The organism is uncultured Methanobrevibacter sp., assembly GCF_937881195.1.
Classification (GTDB): Archaea; Methanobacteriota; Methanobacteria; order Methanobacteriales; family Methanobacteriaceae; genus Methanobinarius.
In genome coordinates, this window is the sequence record NZ_CALGFC010000012.1 from 34,687 (window position 1) to 55,006 (window position 20,320).

Here is a 20,320-nt window from a genome sequence, read left to right on the forward strand (position 1 = left end):
ATTATAATAAAATATAACTAGCATATTATTAATATTCTTCATCATAATCTATTTATTAATATAATTTGATATTAAATTATATTAGAATTATATAACTATTATGTTATTCTACTAATAAATAATATAATTATATATATATATTTAAATATTTAATATTTAGTATGAATAAAATATTAGAAATTTATTGATTAAACATAACTAATAAATTAAAAATACTCTAAATAAATAAAAATATTAGAAATAAATAAAAATATTCTAAATAGATAAAAATATTAAAAATTTATTTATTAAAAATATTATATCATAAATGAAAAAAATAATGGAAAATAAAACTATTCATCAGAATAGTTTTCATTATCGCCTTTATTCCAATTTATAATACCATATACTACACATAAAAGAGTAGAGAGTATTACAAGTAAATAACCACTTAAAACCCATGGGTCAGGTATTCCTAGAATCATTTTTACACCTTATTTTAATAAATACCTTATTTTAATAAATAATATTATCCTAAAATATACATTGTCCTAAAGAATAATATTATTTTAATAATCAACTTTAATTAATAATTAATTAGCTTAATTAAAAATTAATCCATTTAATTAAATATCACTTATTATTTAATTAAGAATTATCTTTTTTTAATATTTATAATTAATTTATAATTAAATATATTAATTATTTTTTATTTAATAATTAATATTTAATTTCTAATTAATAATTAATATTAGTTAATCTATTTTCCTTCAACTTTTTTATCTGATTCAAATCCTTTATAACATTTATCAAGTAATTCTTGGTCCATTGGTTTTGTAAGTAAGCTTACAACGATGGTAAAGATAAATGATACTGGAACTGCCACTATTATTGCATCAACTGATGCCCAAGGCATTGCCCCAATTAGCACTGCTTTTCCAGTTAAATATTGACAAATGCCAAGCCCTTCAGCAGTATTCTTAAAGAAGAATATTAACCAGATAAGGCTTGTTACAGTACCTGAAACAATTCCTGCAATAGCTCCTTCTCTTGTAGTTCTTTTCCAAAATAATGCACATATATAAACACTTAAGAATGCAGCTGCACAAATTCCATAGAAAAGTGCTGTTCCTTGAGCTACTACACTACCTGGAAGTATTAAACTAAGTGCAAATGCTAAAACTACAGCTATTAATATTCCAATACGAGTTAATGATATTGATTCAACATCTTTTTTCTTCTTTAATGTTTCATATATATCCCTTCCTAAGGAAGTTCCTTGAGCATGATATTGTGAACTTAAAGTAGACATAGCTGCAGCAAGTAAAGTTAACAAAAATACATATACAAACCATTCAGGAAGAGCAAAGTTAATAAATGTTGGGATGATTTTATCAACATTACCTCCAACAACAGCCACTGAAATTTGACCTAACCTATCAAAGAAATAAACATTAGATAAAGCACCAACAATAAATGCAGTTCCAGTAATAACTGCTATGAAAAGTCCACCCATTAGTACTGCCCTATTCAATTCTTTATCAGAGTCAACAGTCATAAACCTAACAATTAGTTGAGGTTGAGCAAGTACACCAATACCTACACCTAAAATAATTGTAGAAACAAGTGACCACCAGAAAGGACTTCCAAGGGTTGGGAACGTTGTCCAACCAGTACCCCCTATTGCTTGAGCAGCTGCTGGGAAGTGAGGCGCTAAGTTAGTAAGTGCTGTTTGGGATTGAGTGATTCCTCCAAGAGTCCAATAAGTAAATACAAGTAAAAAAATCATACCTACGAACATTATTGTTCCCTGTACGGCCTCTGTATACATTACTCCCCTTATTCCCCCAAATATAACATAAAAAGCAACAAAAATTGATAAAATCAAAAGAGATAAAGTAAAACTAATTGAAAGAGAAGTTTCCATAAACCTTGCAGCACCTATAAGAACCACAGATGCATATATAGGCATGGCAAAAAATATTATTCCTCCACTAAAGTATTGAATAAATCTACTATTAAAACGCCGAGAAAGAAATTCTGGAAAAGTTAAAGAACCTAAATTACGACCCATTTTTCGAGTTCTCTTTCCTAAAAATACAAAAGCTATGAATACTCCTACAAAGACATTTAAAAAAGTTAACCAAAGTAAACTCATACCAAATTGACCTGCAACACCACCAAAACCCACAATAGCGGCAGTACTAATAAAAGTAGCACCATAACTCAAAGCCATTATATATGGATGAGTTTTCCGTCCTGCGACCATGAACTCATCCGAAGATTTTGTGCTTTTCCAAGCCAAATATCCAACATAACCTACTATTAAGAAGTAGACTAAAAAAACTATAGATAAAATTATTAAATCCATATATAAACCTCAAAAATATTATAATCATTATTATAAATACGATAGATATTATAAATAAAAATTAGAACTAAAAAAAGATTTTAAAAGTTTAAATCTAATTTATATATATACAAAAATTCTTTTTGTACATTAGTATTATATAAGCTTTTATACATGAATTTTTGATTATAAATTTATAAAGAATTTCATAATTTAAGCAATTTTTATAATATTATACTTTTTATAATAATTAGCTAATTTATATTAAATAAATTTAAATAAACTTTCAAATATCAAAATATTATTACATAATTATAAATAATTCTTAAAAAAATAGGACATAAAGTAAACATAGAACATTATTAATAAATTAAAAAGTTATAAAATTTATATTAAAAAAGCCAATAATAAAACAAAGAATGTGTTAAACAAATAACAAAATATAAAATAAAATATAAAAAATGTTGACAAATTAATATGAAAAAATATGATAAAAAGATATTATAAAAAATTGTATTTATTAAAAATAATCATTTGTATTTATTATAAAAGGATTATATTTATTATAAAAAGATTATATTAAAATACAATATTACAAAATTAGAAATTATATTCTAAAAATTAATATTATAAAAAATATAATAAAAATATAATTAATTATATCAAGAATAATTGATAAAATACTTATAAAAAAGCATAGGGATACTATGGTATGGGATGAAAAATTAGAATGCATGGAAATAGAAGAAAAAAAAGAATTGCAGCTTGAAAGGTTAAAAGAAACTGTTAAAAAAGCTTATGAAAATGTTCCATTTTATAAAAATAAGCTTGATAAAGCTGGAATAAAACCAAAAGACATTCAAACACTTGAAGACATAAATAAATTACCATTTACAACAAAAACTGATCTTAGAGATGCTTACCCTTTCGGTATGTTCGCAGTTCCAGAAGAAGAAATTATAGAAATCCATACAACTTCTGGAACAACAGGGAAGCCTACAGTTTCAGGATATACTCAAAAAGATTTGGATATTTGGTCAGAAGTAATTGCAAGAGCAATAACAATGGCACTTGGAACACGAGGAGATCGGATTCAAAACTGTTATGGATATGGACTCTTTACTGGAGGCCTTGGAATTCATTATGGAGGACATAAAGTAGGGGCAACAGTCATACCTATTTCTGCAGGAAACACAAAAAGACAAATTGAGGTAATGAAAGATTTTGAAAGTACGATACTTACATGTACTCCATCTTATGCTCTTTATTTGGCAGAAATGCTTGAAAAAGAAGGATTAGCACCTGATGAAATTAGTTTAAAGTCTGGAATCTTTGGAGCAGAGATGTGGACTGAAGAAATGAGAGAAGAACTTGAAAAAAGATTAGGAATTCTTGCACTTAATATTTATGGTCTAACTGAAGTTATTGGTCCAGGAGTGGCTCAAGAATGTGAAGAAAAAGTTGGCCTTCATATATCAGATGATCATTTTTATCCAGAAATTATTGATTCACAAACAATGCAACCTGTAAATGATGGAGAAAAAGGAGAATTAGTTTTAACTACGCTTACTAGAGAAGGTATGCCAGTTATAAGATTCCGTACAAAAGATATAACTTCTATTACACATGAAAAATGTCCCTGTGGTAGAACACTCGCTAGAATGTCTAGAATCGTTGGTCGAAGCGATGATATGCTTAAAATAAGAGGAGTAATAGTATTTCCATCACAAATTGAAAGAGCATTGTTAAAAATTGATGGCCTTACACCAAACTATCAAATCGTAGTTACTAGACCCGGACATTTAGATGAACTTGAAGTTAAAGTGGAAACATCCAAAGAACTATTTTCTGATGAAATGAGAAAAATGGAAGCTATAGAAGAAAAAATATCTAAAATAATACAAAAAGAAATAGGTTTACGTGCAAGTGTAACTTTAGTTGAGCCAGAATCACTTCCAAGAAGCGAAGGAAAGGCAGTTAGAGTCATTGATAAAAGAAATTTTAGTTAAATAATATTAAATGAATGATTACTTATTTAAATAGGTTTATATAAACTAAAAATAAGTTAAAATAATTATATTAATCATATAAAGTTGATTAATTAATAATTACTTAAATTATTGAATTACTTAAATTATGGAGAAATTAACATGAAAAATAAACAAATATCTGTATTTATAGAAAACAAAGAGGGAAGACTTAAAAAGGCAATGGATGTGTTAGCAAAAGAAAATATAAACATTAGGGCCTTATCTATAGCAGATACGACCAAATTTGGAATATTAAGATTAATAGTCTCAGAAACTGAAAAAGCAAAGGAAATTCTCGAAAATAATAACTTTGTTGTAAAGGAAAATGATGTTATTATTGTTGAAGTCCCAGATAAACCAAATGGACTAAACACCATTTTAGGATATCTTGATGATAAAAATGTAAATGTGGAATATATTTATGCATTTGTTAGTAAAAAAAGTGAAGAAGCTATTGTTGTAGTAAGATTAGAAAATATAGATGAAGGAATAAAAATTTTAAAAGAAAATGATGCATATATACTAACTTCTGAAGACATAAAATCCATTTAATTATGTGTGATTATGTAAATTCAGATTTAAGTAATTATTTTTATAAAAAATAAACAAAACATGATAACAATTTACAAAAATAAACAAAATATAGTAGTAATTTACAAAAATAAACAAAATATAGTAGTAATTTACAAAAATAAATAAAATATAGTAGTAATTTACAAAAATATAACTAGTATATTAATAATAATTTATAAAAAATAGCCTTAATATGGCAATTTAGATTAATTCATATTATTCTAAACTTTTTATAAGTTCAGCTACTTCTTCTCTTTTGTAACCTAATTTAACAAAGAGATTAGCAATTGATTCTTTATCATCAAGTGAAGAAATTTCTTTCCATTTTTTAAAATCATTTCTTAATATTGATTTTATCAATAATTGTATTGTTATTAAAGTATCAGTATCAATAGCCACTAAAACATCTTTTTTATCAAAAAATCCATTTGGATCAATTAATTCAAAGCTCTCATCTAGAGCATCTCTTTGAATAATAGCATTTTTAATCTCATAACCCATTTAATCACCATAAATTATCAAAAAATATAGAAGCTCATTAATAATATACTAATAATTATGTTACTAATAATTAATGTTAATAATATAATAACTATAGTATTATATGATATTATATGATTGATACAATATAAATATATTATATTATAATCTCTTTATTAAGTGTTTATTTATAAAACTTTATTCAATAAATCATTATTTATTTTTTACAGCATTATATCCTTTTTCAATAGCATTTAAATTCATTTCATGGAATTTTTGATGCAAATTATTTTTCATTGCTGTAATGATAGATTTTTTCGAAAGAGGAAACGTTTCATTAGCTATAACTGCTCCTAAAAGAACCATATTTAAAGACATGAGACTTCCTGAATCTAAAGCTAATTTTTCTCCATCAATTGGGTAAACAAAATCATAATTTTCATTCAAAGCATTTATTATTTCATTAACATTAGGATAAGTCTGATTAAATTGAGTTAAAGTAGAAGGAACAATTGGAGAAGTGTTAAAAACTATTTTAGTCTGTTTATTCGATTTATCCAAAGCTCTCACAGCTTCTGATGGTTCAAAACTTAAAATCACATCAGCATTAAATTTTTCAATTATTGAACTTTTATAATCTCCAATTTTTAATTCAGTAGAAACAACTCCTCCTCTTTGAGACATTCCATGAATTTCACTCATTAGAACATCTAAACCTTCATTCATTGCAGCTTCGCCAATTATAACAGAAGTTTTGATAATGCCCTGTCCTCCAACACCACAAATATATATATTATAAGAATTTTCTTTGTTAAACATGATTTTCACCTATAAAATTTTGAAAGATAAATTTAAGCTATAAAATTTTGAAAGATAATTTTAAGCTATAAAAAATTTATAATGATGATTGATATTTTTAATCTTCCTTTTTAACCCCAATAGCTTTTTCATCACACATTTGCACACAAACAGTACAACCTTTACAAAGTAAATCATCAATTTCAACTTTATCATCAGTTACAGATATAGCTGGGCAAGCTAAAGTATCTATACAAACCCTACAATCATTACATTTATCCCTTTTTATTGTCATTGGCCTTTTATGTTTAACACCTTTAATAAGTGTACAAGGATATTTAGCTATTATAACAGAAACACCATCATATTCAAGGGCCCTTTTATATGTATCAACAGTCTTATTCAAATTCATCGGGTTAATAGTCTCAACAAACTCACAACCAGTAGCTTTAGCAATTTCCTCAATAGAAATTTCAGGAGCAATATCTCCCATTCCATCAACTGGAATGCCTGGATTTGGTTGACCTCCAGTCATAGCAGTTGTCCGATTATCAAGAACAGTTACAACAAACTTATGCTTATTATGAACACCATTTATAAGAGGAGGTATTCCTCCATGGAAAAAAGTGGAATCTCCAATAAAACTAACAATATGTTGATTAGTTGCAGCAGCAAAACCACAAGCATCACCAATACTAGATCCCATAGAAAGTAGATAATCAGTAGTTTCATAAGGAGGACTTACACCTAAAGTATAACACCCAATATCTGAGGAAAAGATTAAATCCTCATTAGAAATTCCTAATTCTTCAGCAGCTCTTCTAACACCAAAATATGTGGCCCTATGAGAACATCCAGGACATAAAGTAGGCGGACGTGATGGTAGATTATTTTTTATATTATACAATTTTTCATCAATGTCTAATAATGTATTCTCTGATTGATTATTAATAATTAATTCTTCATCATTTTGAGTAATTCCATTATTAATATTTTGATCAAAATCTTGATTAATAATCACATTCAGAGAATTTCTAACTATATCAGAATTAAATTCATATATAAGTGGAAATGTTCCATCTAATTTGCCAAAAACAGGAATATTCAGTCCAACTTCACCAATTGTAGCTAAAATCTGATTCTCCATGATTGGATCAACTTCTTCAACGACAAAAACACCATCCAAACCTTCTATAAAATCTAAAACAAGGTCTTTTGGGAAAGGGTAAGAAAATCCTAATTTCAATATATCAAATGGTAAATCATCTTCATTTACCACATCATATGCATAGTTAAATGCACTACCACTTGCTATTATGCCATAATTTTTATAATTCTTATTTTCATTATTCTTATTTTTAATATTTTCAACATTAGTATCCTTATTTTTAACATTATTTTTTTCAATATAATCAATATTTTCAATTGAAAATTTAAAAATAGAATTTAATTCAGAATTATTTGTTAGATCATTAATAGCAGCTATTTTCAATACAAGCTTTTCATGCATAAGCATTGCATTTTCTGGAACAGGAACAAATTTTTTTGGATTCTTTTTGAAAAATCCTTTTTCCCAATGAACATTATTCTTATTATTAGTATTATTATTAGTATTATTATTAATATTTTTATTATCACCATTATTAAATTCTTCATCCATAAGAACTTTTTCAACATCCCCAAATTCTACAATTCCCCTCATATGAGAAACTCGAGTAGTGGTACGAAGGAGAACAGGAATACTAAACTCTTTAGACACTTCATATCCATATTTCATCATATCTTTAACTTCTTGTGGATTAGAAGGTTCTAAAACAGGACAATTAGCTAATCTAGCATAATGACGATTATCTTGTTCATTTTGAGAAGAAAACATTGAAGGATCATCAGCAGATAAAATAACTAGTCCTCCAGGAGTTCCAGTATAAACAGAAGTTAAAAATGAGTCTGAAGCTACATTTAAACCAACATGCTTCATGAAAGTGAAAGATTTTAAACCACTAGCAGCACTACTGGCTGCCACTTCCATTGCAACTTTTTCATTAGCAGAAAACTCAAAAAACATTCCAGCATCCTTTGCAAGAAGAGACAAAATATTCCCAATTTCAGAAGAAGGAGTACCGGGATATGTAGCAGCAATTGAAACTCCTGCTTCAATAGCTCCTCTAACAGCAGCTTCATTACCCAATAAAAATTCCTTATCTCCTGATTTACCTTTCACTAATTGATTCAAATCCATTATTACGCACCATAAATAACATAAATAGTATAAATAAAATAATTTAAGAAATAAAAGGCCTAAAACTGATAGGAAACAGTTATTAAGCTAATATACATGATAATCAATAATATTTATATAATTAATATAATAAATATATTATAATAAATAAAACAGAAAATTATAATATTAAATTACTATATAGCAGAATTATTTTTAGATAGAATAATAAATATACTTTTTGAATTTATAAAATTAAATCATGAAAATATAATAGATTTAAATTATGACTATTAAATATCTAAATTAACATGAAGCTTATTTAAAAATTATAATTATTACCATATTATCATTTAAATAAAAAAAATGTTATATATAAAAAATATTATTTTATTAAATAAAGATTGTTCAATGAAAAAATTATTAATTTAAAAAACATTTTTAATATTTAAATATTATTAAGTAAAAATTTTTAGTAGAAATATAATTATTAAAATATTCTTACTAAAATATCCTTATTAAAATATTCTTACTAAAGATATCCTTATTAATTAATTTTTGTTATAATAATAGATATTATAATAAGATATATTTATAAAATAAAGGAGTATTTATAAAATAAAGAAGAAATTATAAAAGATTAACATCATATTAATTAATCCTCTTATTATATGAATAAATAGTATAATATTATAAATTAAAATATAAAAATAAAAAAAGGGAAAATGGAGATAAAATGATTGAAATTGAAGTATTACGGTTTGATAAAGAAAAAGACAAAGAGCCCTACTTTGAAAAATATGAAATCGAAAAAAAATATAAGATGAAGATATTAGATGCTTTGATTTCTATCAACGAAAAATATAATAACAATTTAAGTTTTAGAAGCTCTTGTAGAGCTGGACAATGTGGTTCTTGTGCTTTGAAAATGAATGGAAAAGTAGTACTTGCATGTAAAGCTGAAATAGAAGATAATTCCAAGATTGAACCATTAGATTTCCCCATAATAAAAGATTTGATTGTAGATAAATCTGAAGTAGATGAAAAAGTGAATAATATGGATTTATTTTTACAAAAAAATGAGAATGATGAAAAAAAAGAATATGGTGAAAAAAATAAAAATGGAATTAAGATAAATGATGTAGAAGAAAAATTAAGTGTAGATATTTTAAAAGAAGATAAATGTGATTGTCCTTCAATTATTGAAAATGAAGAGTGTATGGATACTAAAAAGGTCAGAAGTTGTATTGAATGTTACTCTTGTCTTTCAGCATGTCCTGTTATTAAAGAAACAGAAAAGTTTGCAGGTCCTTATTTCATGAGATATATATCCAAATTTGATTTTGATCCACGAGATAATGGTAAAAGAACTGAAGAAAGTATTAATGAAGGTTTATATTATTGTACCAGTTGTGGTAAATGTGGAGAAATATGTCCAAAAGAAATTAATAGTTTTGGAGATGCTATAGAAAAATTAAGAGCATTAGCAAATAAAAAAGATTTGGGTCCTCTTGAACAGCACAAAGAGGTAAAAGAAATGATTTTAAAAACTGGAAGATCTGTGGAAGAGCTAGAAGAAAGTTTTATTAAATCAATTTCCAAAGAAAAAAATAAATCAAAACAAAAAATAGCTGTTTTCACAGGATGTATGATTGATTATAGGCTTCAAAATGTTGGATTTGCACTCATAGATGTTTTGAAAAAAAATGGAATTGAAGTCGATGTTCCTGAAGATCAAGTCTGTTGTGGATCCCCAATGTTAAGAACTGGTCAAACCGATATTGTGGAAGGGCTTGTTGAAAAAAATAAAAAAGCTTTATCAGAATATGACACCATAATTACAATGTGTGCAGGTTGTGGAGCTACATTAAAAAATGACTATCCGAAATATGGAGTAAAACTAAATGTAATGGACATAAGTGAATTTTTAGTTAATAATCTTGATACTAGCAAAATGAAAGATTTAAAACTTAAAGTTACTTATCATGATCCTTGTCACCTTATTAGAGGGCAAGGAATAAAAAACGAACCTAGAGAAATACTTAATAAAATAAAAGGTGTTGAATTCGTAGAAATGGAAAGTCCAGACCAATGTTGTGGTGCAGGTGGAGGAGTTAGAGCAGCTAAACCAGAAATTGCATTTGGATTAGGTAAAAAAAAGGCAGAGATGGTTGAAAAGCTTGATGTTGATGCTGTAATAAGCATATGTCCATTTTGTCAATATAATATTCAAGATGCATTAAATAAAGAAGGAATGGATAATATTAAAGTAATGAATATTTTAGAACTTCTAAAAATGGCATATGATATTGAATAAAATAATGTATTAGATAATATAGAATATAAATAAAATATGATATTAGATAAAATAAGATATTAAATAAAATAGATATTAACTAAAAATATATGGAGAAAATTAATATTTATCCAATATGGAGATATAATATCAATTAAGGAGGTGATCAAGTAGGAGATACAGTTTCAGAAGAAGTGGTAGTTATTAAAGAAAATAACACTATTTTAGATAAAGAAAAAGAAAAAAATAATAGTGAATCAAAATCAGCCTCAAAATCAACAGCCAATTCAAAAAATAGAGGTAAAAAACTATCAACTGAAGAAGGAATGAGATTTTCAAAAAATTATGATAGACTTAAGGAAAATATATTCGTAGTTTTTGTAGAGTGTGAATCTTCAGGAAATGTTGGTTTTTTAGCAAGAGCTATGGCAAATTTTGGTTTAGAAAATTTGATACTTATTAACCCCTGTGATTTAAAAGAAGATGCATATTACCAATCTATGCATGCTAAGCATATTGTAAAAAATGCAGCAGCAAATATTTATCCTACTCTTGATGATTTTTTAAAAACAGAAAATATAGATTTTATTATTGGCTCTACGGGTACACCTGGAGGTAGCTATAATCTATCAAGAATCCCTATAAAACCACAAGAATTAGGAGAATCGATAGATTTAAACAAAAAAATTGCACTTATATTTGGAAGAGAGGGCAATGGACTTTATAATGAAGAAATAGAAATGTGTGATATTATAGTTAGTATCCCAACAGACCCAGGATACCCAATTATGAATATATCTCATGCAGCTGCCATTATATTCTATGAATTATTTAAAAACAGAAATGAATTTCCAGTAGAAGGCTTAGAAGAGGCAACAAGAGTTGAAAAAGAATATTTACTTAAAGATATGGAAAATATAATAAAAAAATTAGATATTCCTAAACATAAAGAAAAAACAGGAATCAAATCTTTTAAAAATATAATTAATAGAGCATTCATAACTGGAAGAGAAGCCCATACATTAAAAGGAATCTTTAGAAGAATTTTAATGAAATTTGAGTAGTTAAAATTATTATAAATTATATAAATAGACATTTTCAATAACATTAAAATTCAATATAATTAAGATAAAATAAATAAAAATTAAATAGGATGATTTTAACATATCTTATTATAATAAATTAATATATATGAATTAATTCAACGAAATAATCTATGAATCCCAAAATAAACAATTAAATAATAAAATCTTTTATATTAAATTAGAACTTAATGCATTAGGAGACTAATAAATGGCAATTTTAAGTGATAGAGAAATAAAAGAATATTTGAAAAAAGGAAAAATTACAATAGATCCTTTAGAAGATTTTGAAAGGCAAATACAACCATCATCAGTAGATTTAAGAATTGGAAATGAATTTAAAGGATTTAAAATCATTAAAAAACCATTTATTGATCCAAAAGACCCAGAAGATCTTGATTCATATATGGATTCAATGCATATAGAAAAAGAAGAAGCATTTATAATACATCCAAATGAATTTGCACTAGCTACCACCTATGAAACTGTTAAAATACCAGATAATTTAGTAGCTAGAGTTGAAGGGCGTTCTTCAATGGGAAGACTTGGAATAACTATGCATGTAACTGCAGGATATATTGATCCAGGATTTGAGGGTAAAATAACACTTGAAATTTCAAATATTGGTAAAATGCCCGTTGCATTATATCCTGGACAACGAGCTTGCCAAATAGTCTTTGAAACTATGACTTCTAGTGCACTTAAACCATATGGACACCCCGAAAGAGATAGTAAATACATGGGACAAACTCGTCCAGAAAGTAGTCGTATTAAACAAGACTATGAACTTAAACAAAACCTTTAAATTAATATTAACCCACATATCACAATTAAAAAATCAAATCATATTAGATAATTTATTATTAAATATTTATCTCAAATAATTAACTTAAATAATTATATTATTTAATTAGCTTATTTAATTAGCTTATTTAATTAGCTTATTTAATTAACTTATTTAATTAGTTTATTTAATTAAATTAATAATCTTAAAGATTAAATTAAATAATTTAACCCAAATTAAATCAAAAATATTATTAAAATTAAACTTAAATTCTAATTTTCAATATTGGAGCAATACTAATGAACCATGACAAAATGATAAATATCAGTACTAAAAGAGGATTCCTATGGCCATCATTTGAAATTTATTCTGGAGTTTCTGGATTTACTGATTATGGACCTCTTGGAGCTATTTTAAAAAATAACATTATGCAACTTTGGAGAAAGCAATATATAGCTGGAGAAGGATATTACGAAATAGAAAGTCCCACAGTAACTCCTGAAGAAGTTTTAAAGGCATCCGGACATGTTGATAATTTTACAGATCCTATGACACAATGTGTTGGGTGTAAAGAAGTTTTTAGAGCAGACCATATCATTGAAGAAGTATCTGGCCTAGAAGTGGAAGGTATGACCAATGAAGAGCTTGATGGAATTGTTGAAAAACATAAAGTTGATTGTCCAAATTGTGGAGACAAATTAAGTGAAATATGGAATTATAATCTCATGTTTAAAACTAATATTGGAGCTAAAGGGAATAAAACTGGATATATGCGTCCAGAAACTGCTCAGGGAATATTTATACTTTTCAAAAGACTTTCAAGATTTTTTAAAAATAAATTACCATTTGGAGCAGTACAACTAGGAAAAGCTTATAGAAATGAGATTTCACCTAGGCAGGGAGTTATTAGGCTCAGAGAATTTACACAAGCTGAAGCAGAAATATTTGTTGACCCTAAAAATAAAACACATCCAAAGTTTAAAATGATTGCTAATGAAAAATTAGTTTTAAACTCACAAAAAACCCAAATTGAAGGTAAAAATCCAATAACCATAACAGCCAAAGAAGCACTTGAAACAGGCATTGTAGCTAATGAAATATTGATTTATCAAATATATTTAGCTAAAAAATTTTTAAAAGACCTTGGAATTCCTGATGATGTTTTAAGATTTAGACAACACCTACCAAACGAAATGGCACATTATGCTATTGATTGCTGGGATGTAGAAGTTAAAACAGATCGTTATGGATGGGTAGAAATTATAGGAATAGCCGATAGAGGAGATTATGATTTAAAGTCACACTCAAAACATAGCAATGAAGAATTAAATCTATTCATTCAGTACGAAAATCCTAAAATAATATCTAAAACTATCATAAAACCAAATATGGCAAAATTTGGCCCAGCATTTAAGCAAGATGCAGGAAAAGTTAAATCATTTTTAGAAAATATAGATGAAGAACTTATTGAAGCAGTGCAAAATTCAATAGAAGAACAAGGATTATATAAAGCTTCAATTGATGACAGCTATTTTGAAATCAAAAAAGAACATGTGACTTTTGAAAATATTGAAGAGAAAGTTAAAGGAGAAAAAATTATTCCTCATGTAATTGAACCTTCATTTGGTATTGACAGAATATTATACTCCGTTCTTTTACATTCATTCCATAAAGCAGAAAATGAAGAAGATAAAGATTATTTTAAATTAGCAAATTCTATTGCCCCAATACAAATTGGTGTTTTTCCTTTAATGAATAAAGATAATTTAAACGAATTAGCTACAGAAATAACTTCTTCTCTTAGAAATTCGGGTTTTATGGTAGATTATGATACTTCTGGAACAATTGGGAAGAGATATGCTAGAGCCGATGAGATAGGTGTTCCGATAGCTATTACCATTGATTACGATAGTTTGGAAGACAGTAAAGTGACAATTAGAGATAGAGACACTGAAAAACAGGAAAGAGTCAATATAGAAGATTTAAAAAAGATTGTTGGAAATTACTTTAATTAAGGTATTTTAACTTAATATAATTTATAAATTAAATTATCATACCTTATAAAATTTATAAAATCTTCTAAATTAAATTAAAAATTTTTAAATATTATATATTTATATAATATTGTAAAATTTTAAGAATACAATATACGATTTCTAATTTACGATTTCTAATTTTTAAAATTATACTTAAGCCTTTAAATTAGATCAAATTATAGACTAAAGTATTTTAAAATATCAATTGGTTCCGAATAATTTTTATAATGCTCAAAAACTCCAATACCCCAACTTATTCCTTCTTCAGTCTCATCCAAAATCATTATTGAATCATCATAATAACCATCATGGGAAAATAGCCCTAATGATAAAAAATTATCACATGAGCTAAGAAAAATTTTTATTTCTTTAGATAATTTCCAAATTTTAATAGAATAATCATTATTAAGATTATCTTTATTTTTAGCACTATCTTTTATAAATGATAAAAGTTTTACCCCATACCCATTATCTTTTATAAATTCAAGAATATTTTCACTAACAATTAATTCTAAATTCTCAAAATCATTTAAGCTACTTAATATAGCATCTAAATGAATAGCAGAAAATATTGGCAACAAAACTTTTATATTTTTCGAATTTGAAATTAAGTCTGTATATTCCCTAGAAGTTTTAGCTAGGTCATTATCAGAAGATTTAATAGATTTTGCATTTTGAATTAAATGAATTTTCTTCAGAGAATCTTTAGGAATATCATCTATACAATGATATTTCCAAAAATGAGAATTTTTATTTATAGAATATATATTTTGAATTAATTTAATAACATTAATTGTTAATATTGTCCCATTCGAAGATAAACCATACATTTTTTTATTTTTTTTAATTAAATTCAATTTATCAAGTTCTTTTATTCCATGTAGTATGGAAGTAGAAGGTTTTCCTAAATCATTTCTAAGAGATTTAAGATCTTTTTCACTAGAAAAAAGAGAAATTAATAATCTTGTTCTCATAGTAGATGTTAAAATATGTTTTATATTTTTAAATATTTCAATACCTTCAATTTTCATTTCATTATCATCCAATTTAGTTAAATTAAAATCCATAATTTCAAAATTTTTATTATCAAATTGAGGTAATTTAAAATTAATTAAAGCATAATTATGATTAATGTTTTTGTTTTTATCATCTGAATTCTTTATGCCAACTTTATCTCTTAAATCCTCTTTATTTAATAAATTAATATTATTAGAAGAAATTTTATTATTAGATTCCATAAATACACCATTACCTATATTTCATTAAAATCTTAGTCTTAAAACTGATTATTAAATTAAAAGTTTATTAAAATACTACAAATATAAATTATTCCCTATAGAATTATAATATTCAAATAAGCCATTAGCCCATTTAATCGCCTCTAAATCATTAGAGATCAATAACCTATTTTGATCAAATAAACCATCTTCTTTAAATAATCCAAATGCCATTAAATCATCTGCAATAGTCAAGAAGATTTTAATATCATTATTAGAAGATTTAATTTTAAAATTTTGATTTTTAGATCCATTTTTTACTACTTCAAGATCCATTAATTCAATAAAATTTAGTGTTATTGTTTTTCCACAAAGTAATTCAATATTTGCTCCTTTATCTATCAAATCTTGAAATATTATTGGGTATTCTGGATGAACAAATGGAAAAATAGATTTTATATTGTTAGAACTTTTTAAAATTTTTTTAAATATTGTATGGGGCAAGTAAATATCTGTAGGAATAGATTCAATTAAATAACTAGATTTTAAAGAGTTTAAATCCGTTAATTTATCAAATAAAATAGAGCTGATATCATGATCTAACCACAAATCTAGATAAACATTAATAATACCTACAGATTCATTGAAATCATGAAAATTTAAAAGTTTCATTATAGCAATATTATTCAAACAAAATTTTCCATCATTTGATTTAACATATCCATTATCTTTTAACCGATGAATATTATTTGATATAGCACTATAATTTAGATTAGTATCCTCACACAAAATTTTCATGGTTACCGGTATTTCAGATAAACATTCAAGCAGACTTACCCTAATTTTAGAACTAGTTAAAAATTTAAGCTCATCTTTGACATTTTCATACATATTTAAATAGTTAATTTTATTTTTATTCATATTAACCCTAATCCTAGTTTTAAACTATTTTAATTTATTACTATTTTTTATTAGTTTCCCCCTTTATTCTTAATTAATGGCCTTAAAATTATTCTTAATCAAACAAAAATATATTATGGCCTGAACTAAACACATGAACCAAACAATTTTACAAAGATATTAATTTACACTTAATAGTATATTCTAAAAATAAAATAACAAATCATGTAAAATATACTAAAATTTTATTATATACTAAAAGTTTATAATATGTTTCTTAATTCCCAAATTATGAAAACAATGCAAAAATACTGAAAGTATAAATTAAGAAATTATAATTATTTTTTAGGTATTTAGTTGATTAAGATACAAATTTATTAATAGTAATTATTATTCTAATTTTTATTATTAAAAATTTATTAATAATAATTATTATTGTAATAAATTTATATTTATTTATTTGATACTATTTCTATATAAACTTTACTTTAAAATATTGATAAAAAGTATTAAATATTTAATACATACATATAATATGCCCTATTTTTTAAAAAAAATATATCAAATGTTTAACCTATTAAAACTATTTTACAAATAATTATAAAATTTAGAAATTAAATACAATTTAAATTTGATTTATAAATAATTTTAATCCATAATAATTTAAAATATTATAGATAAAGAATATTTAAAATAAACAAAATGATAAAACGAAAACAATTTTACTTTAAAAAAGTAATAAAATATAATGGTAGGGTTTAATTATTTTTCAAAATATATATCTAAAAAAATAAAAAAGTAATAAAAAATAGTAATAATATAATATAAAAATAATGATATTTTTAATGTTAATTTAATTTTATAAAAATAAAAAAAATAAAAAATATGAAAATTAAATATAGAAATTAGAACTATTAAAATAAAAAATATGAAAATTAAAAATTAAAGAATAGAATATACATACTAAACAAAAATATAAGTCTTAGTTAAAACATATTATATTTTATAATAAAATACTGAATAAATATTAGAAAATATAATAATTGAGGAATAAAATTGATAGACACTCATATACATGCAGATGCAAGAAGTAGTGAAGATTTTGAAAAAATGTTTATTAGTGGGATAAATAGTGCAATTACTTGTGCATTTTATCCATATAAATTAATGGACGAAATAGTTCTTTTAAATCACTTAGAAAGGATACTCAATTATGATACTGAAAGAGCAAAGAAATATGGTATTGATCTTAAAGTAGCTTTAGGAATACATCCTTCGAATATTATTAAATCACCAGAAACAATTTTTGAGAAATTAAAAGAATATATAGAAAACAAATCCATAGTAGCTATTGGAGAAATTGGCTTAGAAGACTTAAATAATGAAGAAAAAAACATATTTAAAAAACAACTAGAAATAGCTAATGAAACAAATACAAAAGTTATTATACATACTCCTAGGAAAAACAAGTTAGAAGTTTTAAAAGAGATAAAAAAAATAGCATTAGAAACAATAGACCCTGATTTAGTTATTATTGATCATATAAACTTGAATGTTATTGATGAAGTAATAAAAGAAGATTTTACACTAGGACTTACAGTTCAGCCAAATAAAATGGAAGTTGATGAAGCAGTTACAATTTTAAAGGAATATGGTTTTGATAATTTTCTGTTAAATAGTGATATAAGCAATATGCCATCTGACCCCCTATCTGTACCTAAAACTGTTAGAACTCTTAAAAAATTAGGATTTGAAAATAAAGATATCGATAAAGTGGCTTTTAAAAATGCTAAAAACTTATTCAATATATAATATTTAAAAAATATAATAAAAATAAATATAATAATTAAAAAATAATATAGGCTAAAAATTATAGAAAAAGATAGTAAATATAAGATTAATACCTTATTCTTTCTTGATTATTTTAATTCTTGGTGGAGTTAGAATAATCATGTTTTTATCTGGTCCTTTACACAGAGAAATTGCTTCTGCTTTATATTCTTTCCTGAGAATTTTAATTTTTTCTCCAGCCATTTGAAATGGATCGGGACCTTCATTTTCAAGAAAAGCTAAATCAACAATAACAGGATTATTTTCTTCTACTATTTGATCAAATACATAATCCATATCATCTACAGTTCTTGGCCTTATTAAAATAATCTCATAAAATGGTTGTTCTGGAGCAATGTAGAAATCATTCTCCAAAATATCATCAGCATATTCACTAGTAACCGGCTCTCTTGTTTCCTCATCAAAACCAAGACTTCTTTTTAAAGTATCAATAAAACTCATATATTATCCACCTTTAAATTTATTTTCCTCTAAGTATCTTAAAATAGAATCTAATAATTTTGAAGCACCCTCATTATAAACATCTGCAGAAGGCAAATTGAATTCTGACTCAAAATCCCCAACATCCATAGTTTCATCTGCATTTCTTAGATTAATTGAAAGACCTACGACTTTTGTTGGCTCAATAGCTTCAATTGCAGTTATTTCCTCTTCAATACCCCTTGGTTGACGATAAGGATGATTAGGCCTATGACAAACTATTGTAGCATTAGGAGAAGCACCTATTAAAATAGCTGCAGATAAACCTCTTGGGTGAGGATTTCCTTTTTCAGTTAAACTAGATTGACCTTCAACAAATATAATATCTGGGTTTTTCTTCTCTTCTAAGTATTTGATTGAACCTAAAATAGCAGATGGAATATCCATTGCAGACAAACTTCCTGCTCTAAAATTTAAGTCAGAAGGTTCTTCTAAGCCCATTTCATCAGTAGATATTACAAGAGAAGTTAATCCCCTACTATTTGCTTCTTTACCTAATAATCGAGTAGTGGTTCTTTTTCCACATTCTTGAGAAGTTCCACCAACAAAAACAACAGGAGCCTTTGGTTCATATGATATTTTTGGAAGTGTTTCACAACATTTCTTAGGAGAAATTCCAAATATATCGTCAATAACATCTAATCTAGGACTTATTTCTTTAATTTTAACTCCTTTTTCATTTGCAAAATTTAAAAGAGAAATGTTATCATTTAATGGTAATGATCTAAAAGAAGAAACTACATTTTTCCCACTGTCAATAGCTTGAACTGCATATTTAAGAGCTGAGCCTTCTGCACCAATTGGAAGCATTATAGCTACACTTTTAGCTTCAACCTCGTTGATTATATTAAGTAAACTTCCAGATACATCTGAACCACAAAAAGTTTTACCATGTTTGTTATTATCATCATCAACGAATCCTACAGTTTCGACACCTTCTAAATTAGAAAATTTTTCTCCACCTCCACCACAGCCAATAACTATAAATGGATTTAGACTTTGAAGTTCCTTAACTGAAACAATAGAATGCAAGAAATCACTCCTAAAATTCAATAAATTGTTATTTTCATAATTAATAATATCTAATTAATTTTTAATTTAAAATATTTTTTTAATTTATAATATTATTTAGTAATCGGTTAATTTATAATATTTTTAGTAAATTGTTGATTTATAATATTTTTAGTAAAATGTTGATTTATAATATTTTTAGTAAAATGTTGATTTATAATATTTTTAGTAAAAT

The 20,320-nt window shown here is 25.3% G+C and carries 16 protein-coding genes; 7 read left to right on the plus strand and 9 right to left on the minus strand.

Annotated elements, in window-relative coordinates:
* Positions 1-332: 332 nt before the first annotated feature.
* Both Q0087_RS01440 and Q0087_RS01445 read right to left on the minus strand, forming a co-directional pair.
* Positions 333-464, minus strand: a complete 132-nt coding sequence (locus Q0087_RS01440) for a symporter small accessory protein (RefSeq protein ID WP_297897695.1) — start codon at positions 462-464, stop codon at positions 333-335.
* Between the two features lie 275 nt (positions 465-739).
* Positions 740-2,350 carry a sodium:solute symporter gene (locus tag Q0087_RS01445; protein WP_297897698.1) on the minus strand — a complete coding sequence of 537 codons (1,611 nt, stop codon included), beginning with the start codon at positions 2,348-2,350 and terminating at the stop codon, positions 740-742.
* A 686-nt stretch (positions 2,351-3,036) separates the two neighbouring features.
* Between Q0087_RS01445 and Q0087_RS01450 the strand changes: the two genes are divergently transcribed.
* Entirely contained in the window at positions 3,037-4,338 is a 1,302-nt protein-coding gene (locus Q0087_RS01450; protein ID WP_297897701.1) for a phenylacetate--CoA ligase family protein, read from the plus strand.
* Between the two features lie 141 nt (positions 4,339-4,479).
* On the plus strand, positions 4,480-4,911 hold the full coding sequence (locus tag Q0087_RS01455) for an amino acid-binding protein (protein ID WP_297897739.1): 432 nt from the start codon (positions 4,480-4,482) through the stop codon (positions 4,909-4,911).
* Positions 4,912-5,148: 237 nt separating this feature from the next.
* On the opposite strand, the gene Q0087_RS01460 is transcribed toward Q0087_RS01455, so the two are convergent.
* From Q0087_RS01460 to Q0087_RS01470, 3 genes are all read right to left on the minus strand, one after another.
* On the minus strand, positions 5,149-5,433 hold the full coding sequence (locus Q0087_RS01460) for a hypothetical protein (RefSeq protein ID WP_297897704.1): 285 nt from the start codon (positions 5,431-5,433) through the stop codon (positions 5,149-5,151).
* Between the two features lie 192 nt (positions 5,434-5,625).
* Positions 5,626-6,231: an indolepyruvate oxidoreductase subunit beta gene (locus Q0087_RS01465; protein WP_297897708.1), complete on the minus strand. Its 606-nt coding sequence runs from the start codon at positions 6,229-6,231 to the stop codon at positions 5,626-5,628.
* 97 nt (positions 6,232-6,328) lie between these two features.
* Complete coding sequence (locus tag Q0087_RS01470) at positions 6,329-8,449, minus strand: thiamine pyrophosphate-dependent enzyme (protein ID WP_297897711.1); 2,121 nt, start codon at positions 8,447-8,449, stop codon at positions 6,329-6,331.
* A gap of 715 nt (positions 8,450-9,164) precedes the next feature.
* Here Q0087_RS01470 and tfrB point away from each other — a divergent pair.
* From tfrB to glyS, 4 genes are all read left to right on the plus strand, one after another.
* Positions 9,165-10,745: a fumarate reductase (CoM/CoB) subunit TfrB gene (tfrB, locus tag Q0087_RS01475; protein ID WP_297897713.1), complete on the plus strand. Its 1,581-nt coding sequence runs from the start codon at positions 9,165-9,167 to the stop codon at positions 10,743-10,745.
* 173 nt (positions 10,746-10,918) lie between these two features.
* Positions 10,919-11,788: a TrmJ/YjtD family RNA methyltransferase gene (locus Q0087_RS01480; RefSeq protein WP_297897716.1), complete on the plus strand. Its 870-nt coding sequence runs from the start codon at positions 10,919-10,921 to the stop codon at positions 11,786-11,788.
* 229 nt (positions 11,789-12,017) lie between these two features.
* Positions 12,018-12,611 carry a dCTP deaminase gene (gene dcd, locus Q0087_RS01485; RefSeq protein ID WP_297897719.1) on the plus strand — a complete coding sequence of 198 codons (594 nt, stop codon included), beginning with the start codon at positions 12,018-12,020 and terminating at the stop codon, positions 12,609-12,611.
* A 278-nt stretch (positions 12,612-12,889) separates the two neighbouring features.
* Positions 12,890-14,605: a glycine--tRNA ligase gene (glyS, locus tag Q0087_RS01490; RefSeq protein WP_297897722.1), complete on the plus strand. Its 1,716-nt coding sequence runs from the start codon at positions 12,890-12,892 to the stop codon at positions 14,603-14,605.
* Between the two features lie 197 nt (positions 14,606-14,802).
* On the opposite strand, the gene Q0087_RS01495 is transcribed toward glyS, so the two are convergent.
* Both Q0087_RS01495 and Q0087_RS01500 read right to left on the minus strand, forming a co-directional pair.
* Entirely contained in the window at positions 14,803-15,864 is a 1,062-nt protein-coding gene (locus Q0087_RS01495; RefSeq protein ID WP_297897725.1) for a winged helix-turn-helix domain-containing protein, read from the minus strand.
* 75 nt (positions 15,865-15,939) lie between these two features.
* Positions 15,940-16,764: a winged helix-turn-helix domain-containing protein gene (locus Q0087_RS01500; protein ID WP_297897727.1), complete on the minus strand. Its 825-nt coding sequence runs from the start codon at positions 16,762-16,764 to the stop codon at positions 15,940-15,942.
* A gap of 1,035 nt (positions 16,765-17,799) precedes the next feature.
* On the opposite strand from Q0087_RS01500, the gene Q0087_RS01505 reads away from it, so the two are divergent.
* On the plus strand, positions 17,800-18,555 hold the full coding sequence (locus tag Q0087_RS01505; protein WP_297897730.1) for a TatD family hydrolase: 756 nt from the start codon (positions 17,800-17,802) through the stop codon (positions 18,553-18,555).
* A gap of 93 nt (positions 18,556-18,648) precedes the next feature.
* Here Q0087_RS01505 and Q0087_RS01510 read toward each other — a convergent pair whose 3' ends face one another.
* Together Q0087_RS01510 and Q0087_RS01515 are read right to left on the minus strand one after the other, a co-directional pair.
* On the minus strand, positions 18,649-19,035 hold the full coding sequence (locus tag Q0087_RS01510; RefSeq protein WP_297897733.1) for a cell division protein SepF: 387 nt from the start codon (positions 19,033-19,035) through the stop codon (positions 18,649-18,651).
* A gap of 3 nt (positions 19,036-19,038) precedes the next feature.
* Entirely contained in the window at positions 19,039-20,106 is a 1,068-nt protein-coding gene (locus Q0087_RS01515; protein WP_297897736.1) for a DUF1611 domain-containing protein, read from the minus strand.
* Positions 20,107-20,320: the final 214 nt, after the last annotated feature.

Bases quoted from the DNA above. Each gene is read 5' to 3' on its own strand.
- Q0087_RS01440 (WP_297897695.1), bottom strand. From the start codon at position 464: ATGATTCTAGGAATACCTGACCCATGGGTTTTAAGTGGTTATTTACTT.
- Q0087_RS01445 (WP_297897698.1), bottom strand. From the start codon at position 2,350: ATGGATTTAATAATTTTATCTATAGTTTTTTTAGTCTACTTCTTAATA.
- Q0087_RS01450 (WP_297897701.1), top strand. From the start codon at position 3,037: ATGGTATGGGATGAAAAATTAGAATGCATGGAAATAGAAGAAAAAAAA.
- Q0087_RS01455 (WP_297897739.1), top strand. From the start codon at position 4,480: ATGAAAAATAAACAAATATCTGTATTTATAGAAAACAAAGAGGGAAGA.
- Q0087_RS01460 (WP_297897704.1), bottom strand. From the start codon at position 5,433: ATGGGTTATGAGATTAAAAATGCTATTATTCAAAGAGATGCTCTAGAT.
- Q0087_RS01465 (WP_297897708.1), bottom strand. From the start codon at position 6,231: ATGTTTAACAAAGAAAATTCTTATAATATATATATTTGTGGTGTTGGA.
- Q0087_RS01470 (WP_297897711.1), bottom strand. From the start codon at position 8,449: ATGGATTTGAATCAATTAGTGAAAGGTAAATCAGGAGATAAGGAATTT.
- tfrB (WP_297897713.1), top strand. From the start codon at position 9,165: ATGATTGAAATTGAAGTATTACGGTTTGATAAAGAAAAAGACAAAGAG.
- dcd (WP_297897719.1), top strand. From the start codon at position 12,018: ATGGCAATTTTAAGTGATAGAGAAATAAAAGAATATTTGAAAAAAGGA.
- glyS (WP_297897722.1), top strand. From the start codon at position 12,890: ATGAACCATGACAAAATGATAAATATCAGTACTAAAAGAGGATTCCTA.
- Q0087_RS01495 (WP_297897725.1), bottom strand. From the start codon at position 15,864: ATGGAATCTAATAATAAAATTTCTTCTAATAATATTAATTTATTAAAT.
- Q0087_RS01500 (WP_297897727.1), bottom strand. From the start codon at position 16,764: ATGAATAAAAATAAAATTAACTATTTAAATATGTATGAAAATGTCAAA.
- Q0087_RS01510 (WP_297897733.1), bottom strand. From the start codon at position 19,035: ATGAGTTTTATTGATACTTTAAAAAGAAGTCTTGGTTTTGATGAGGAA.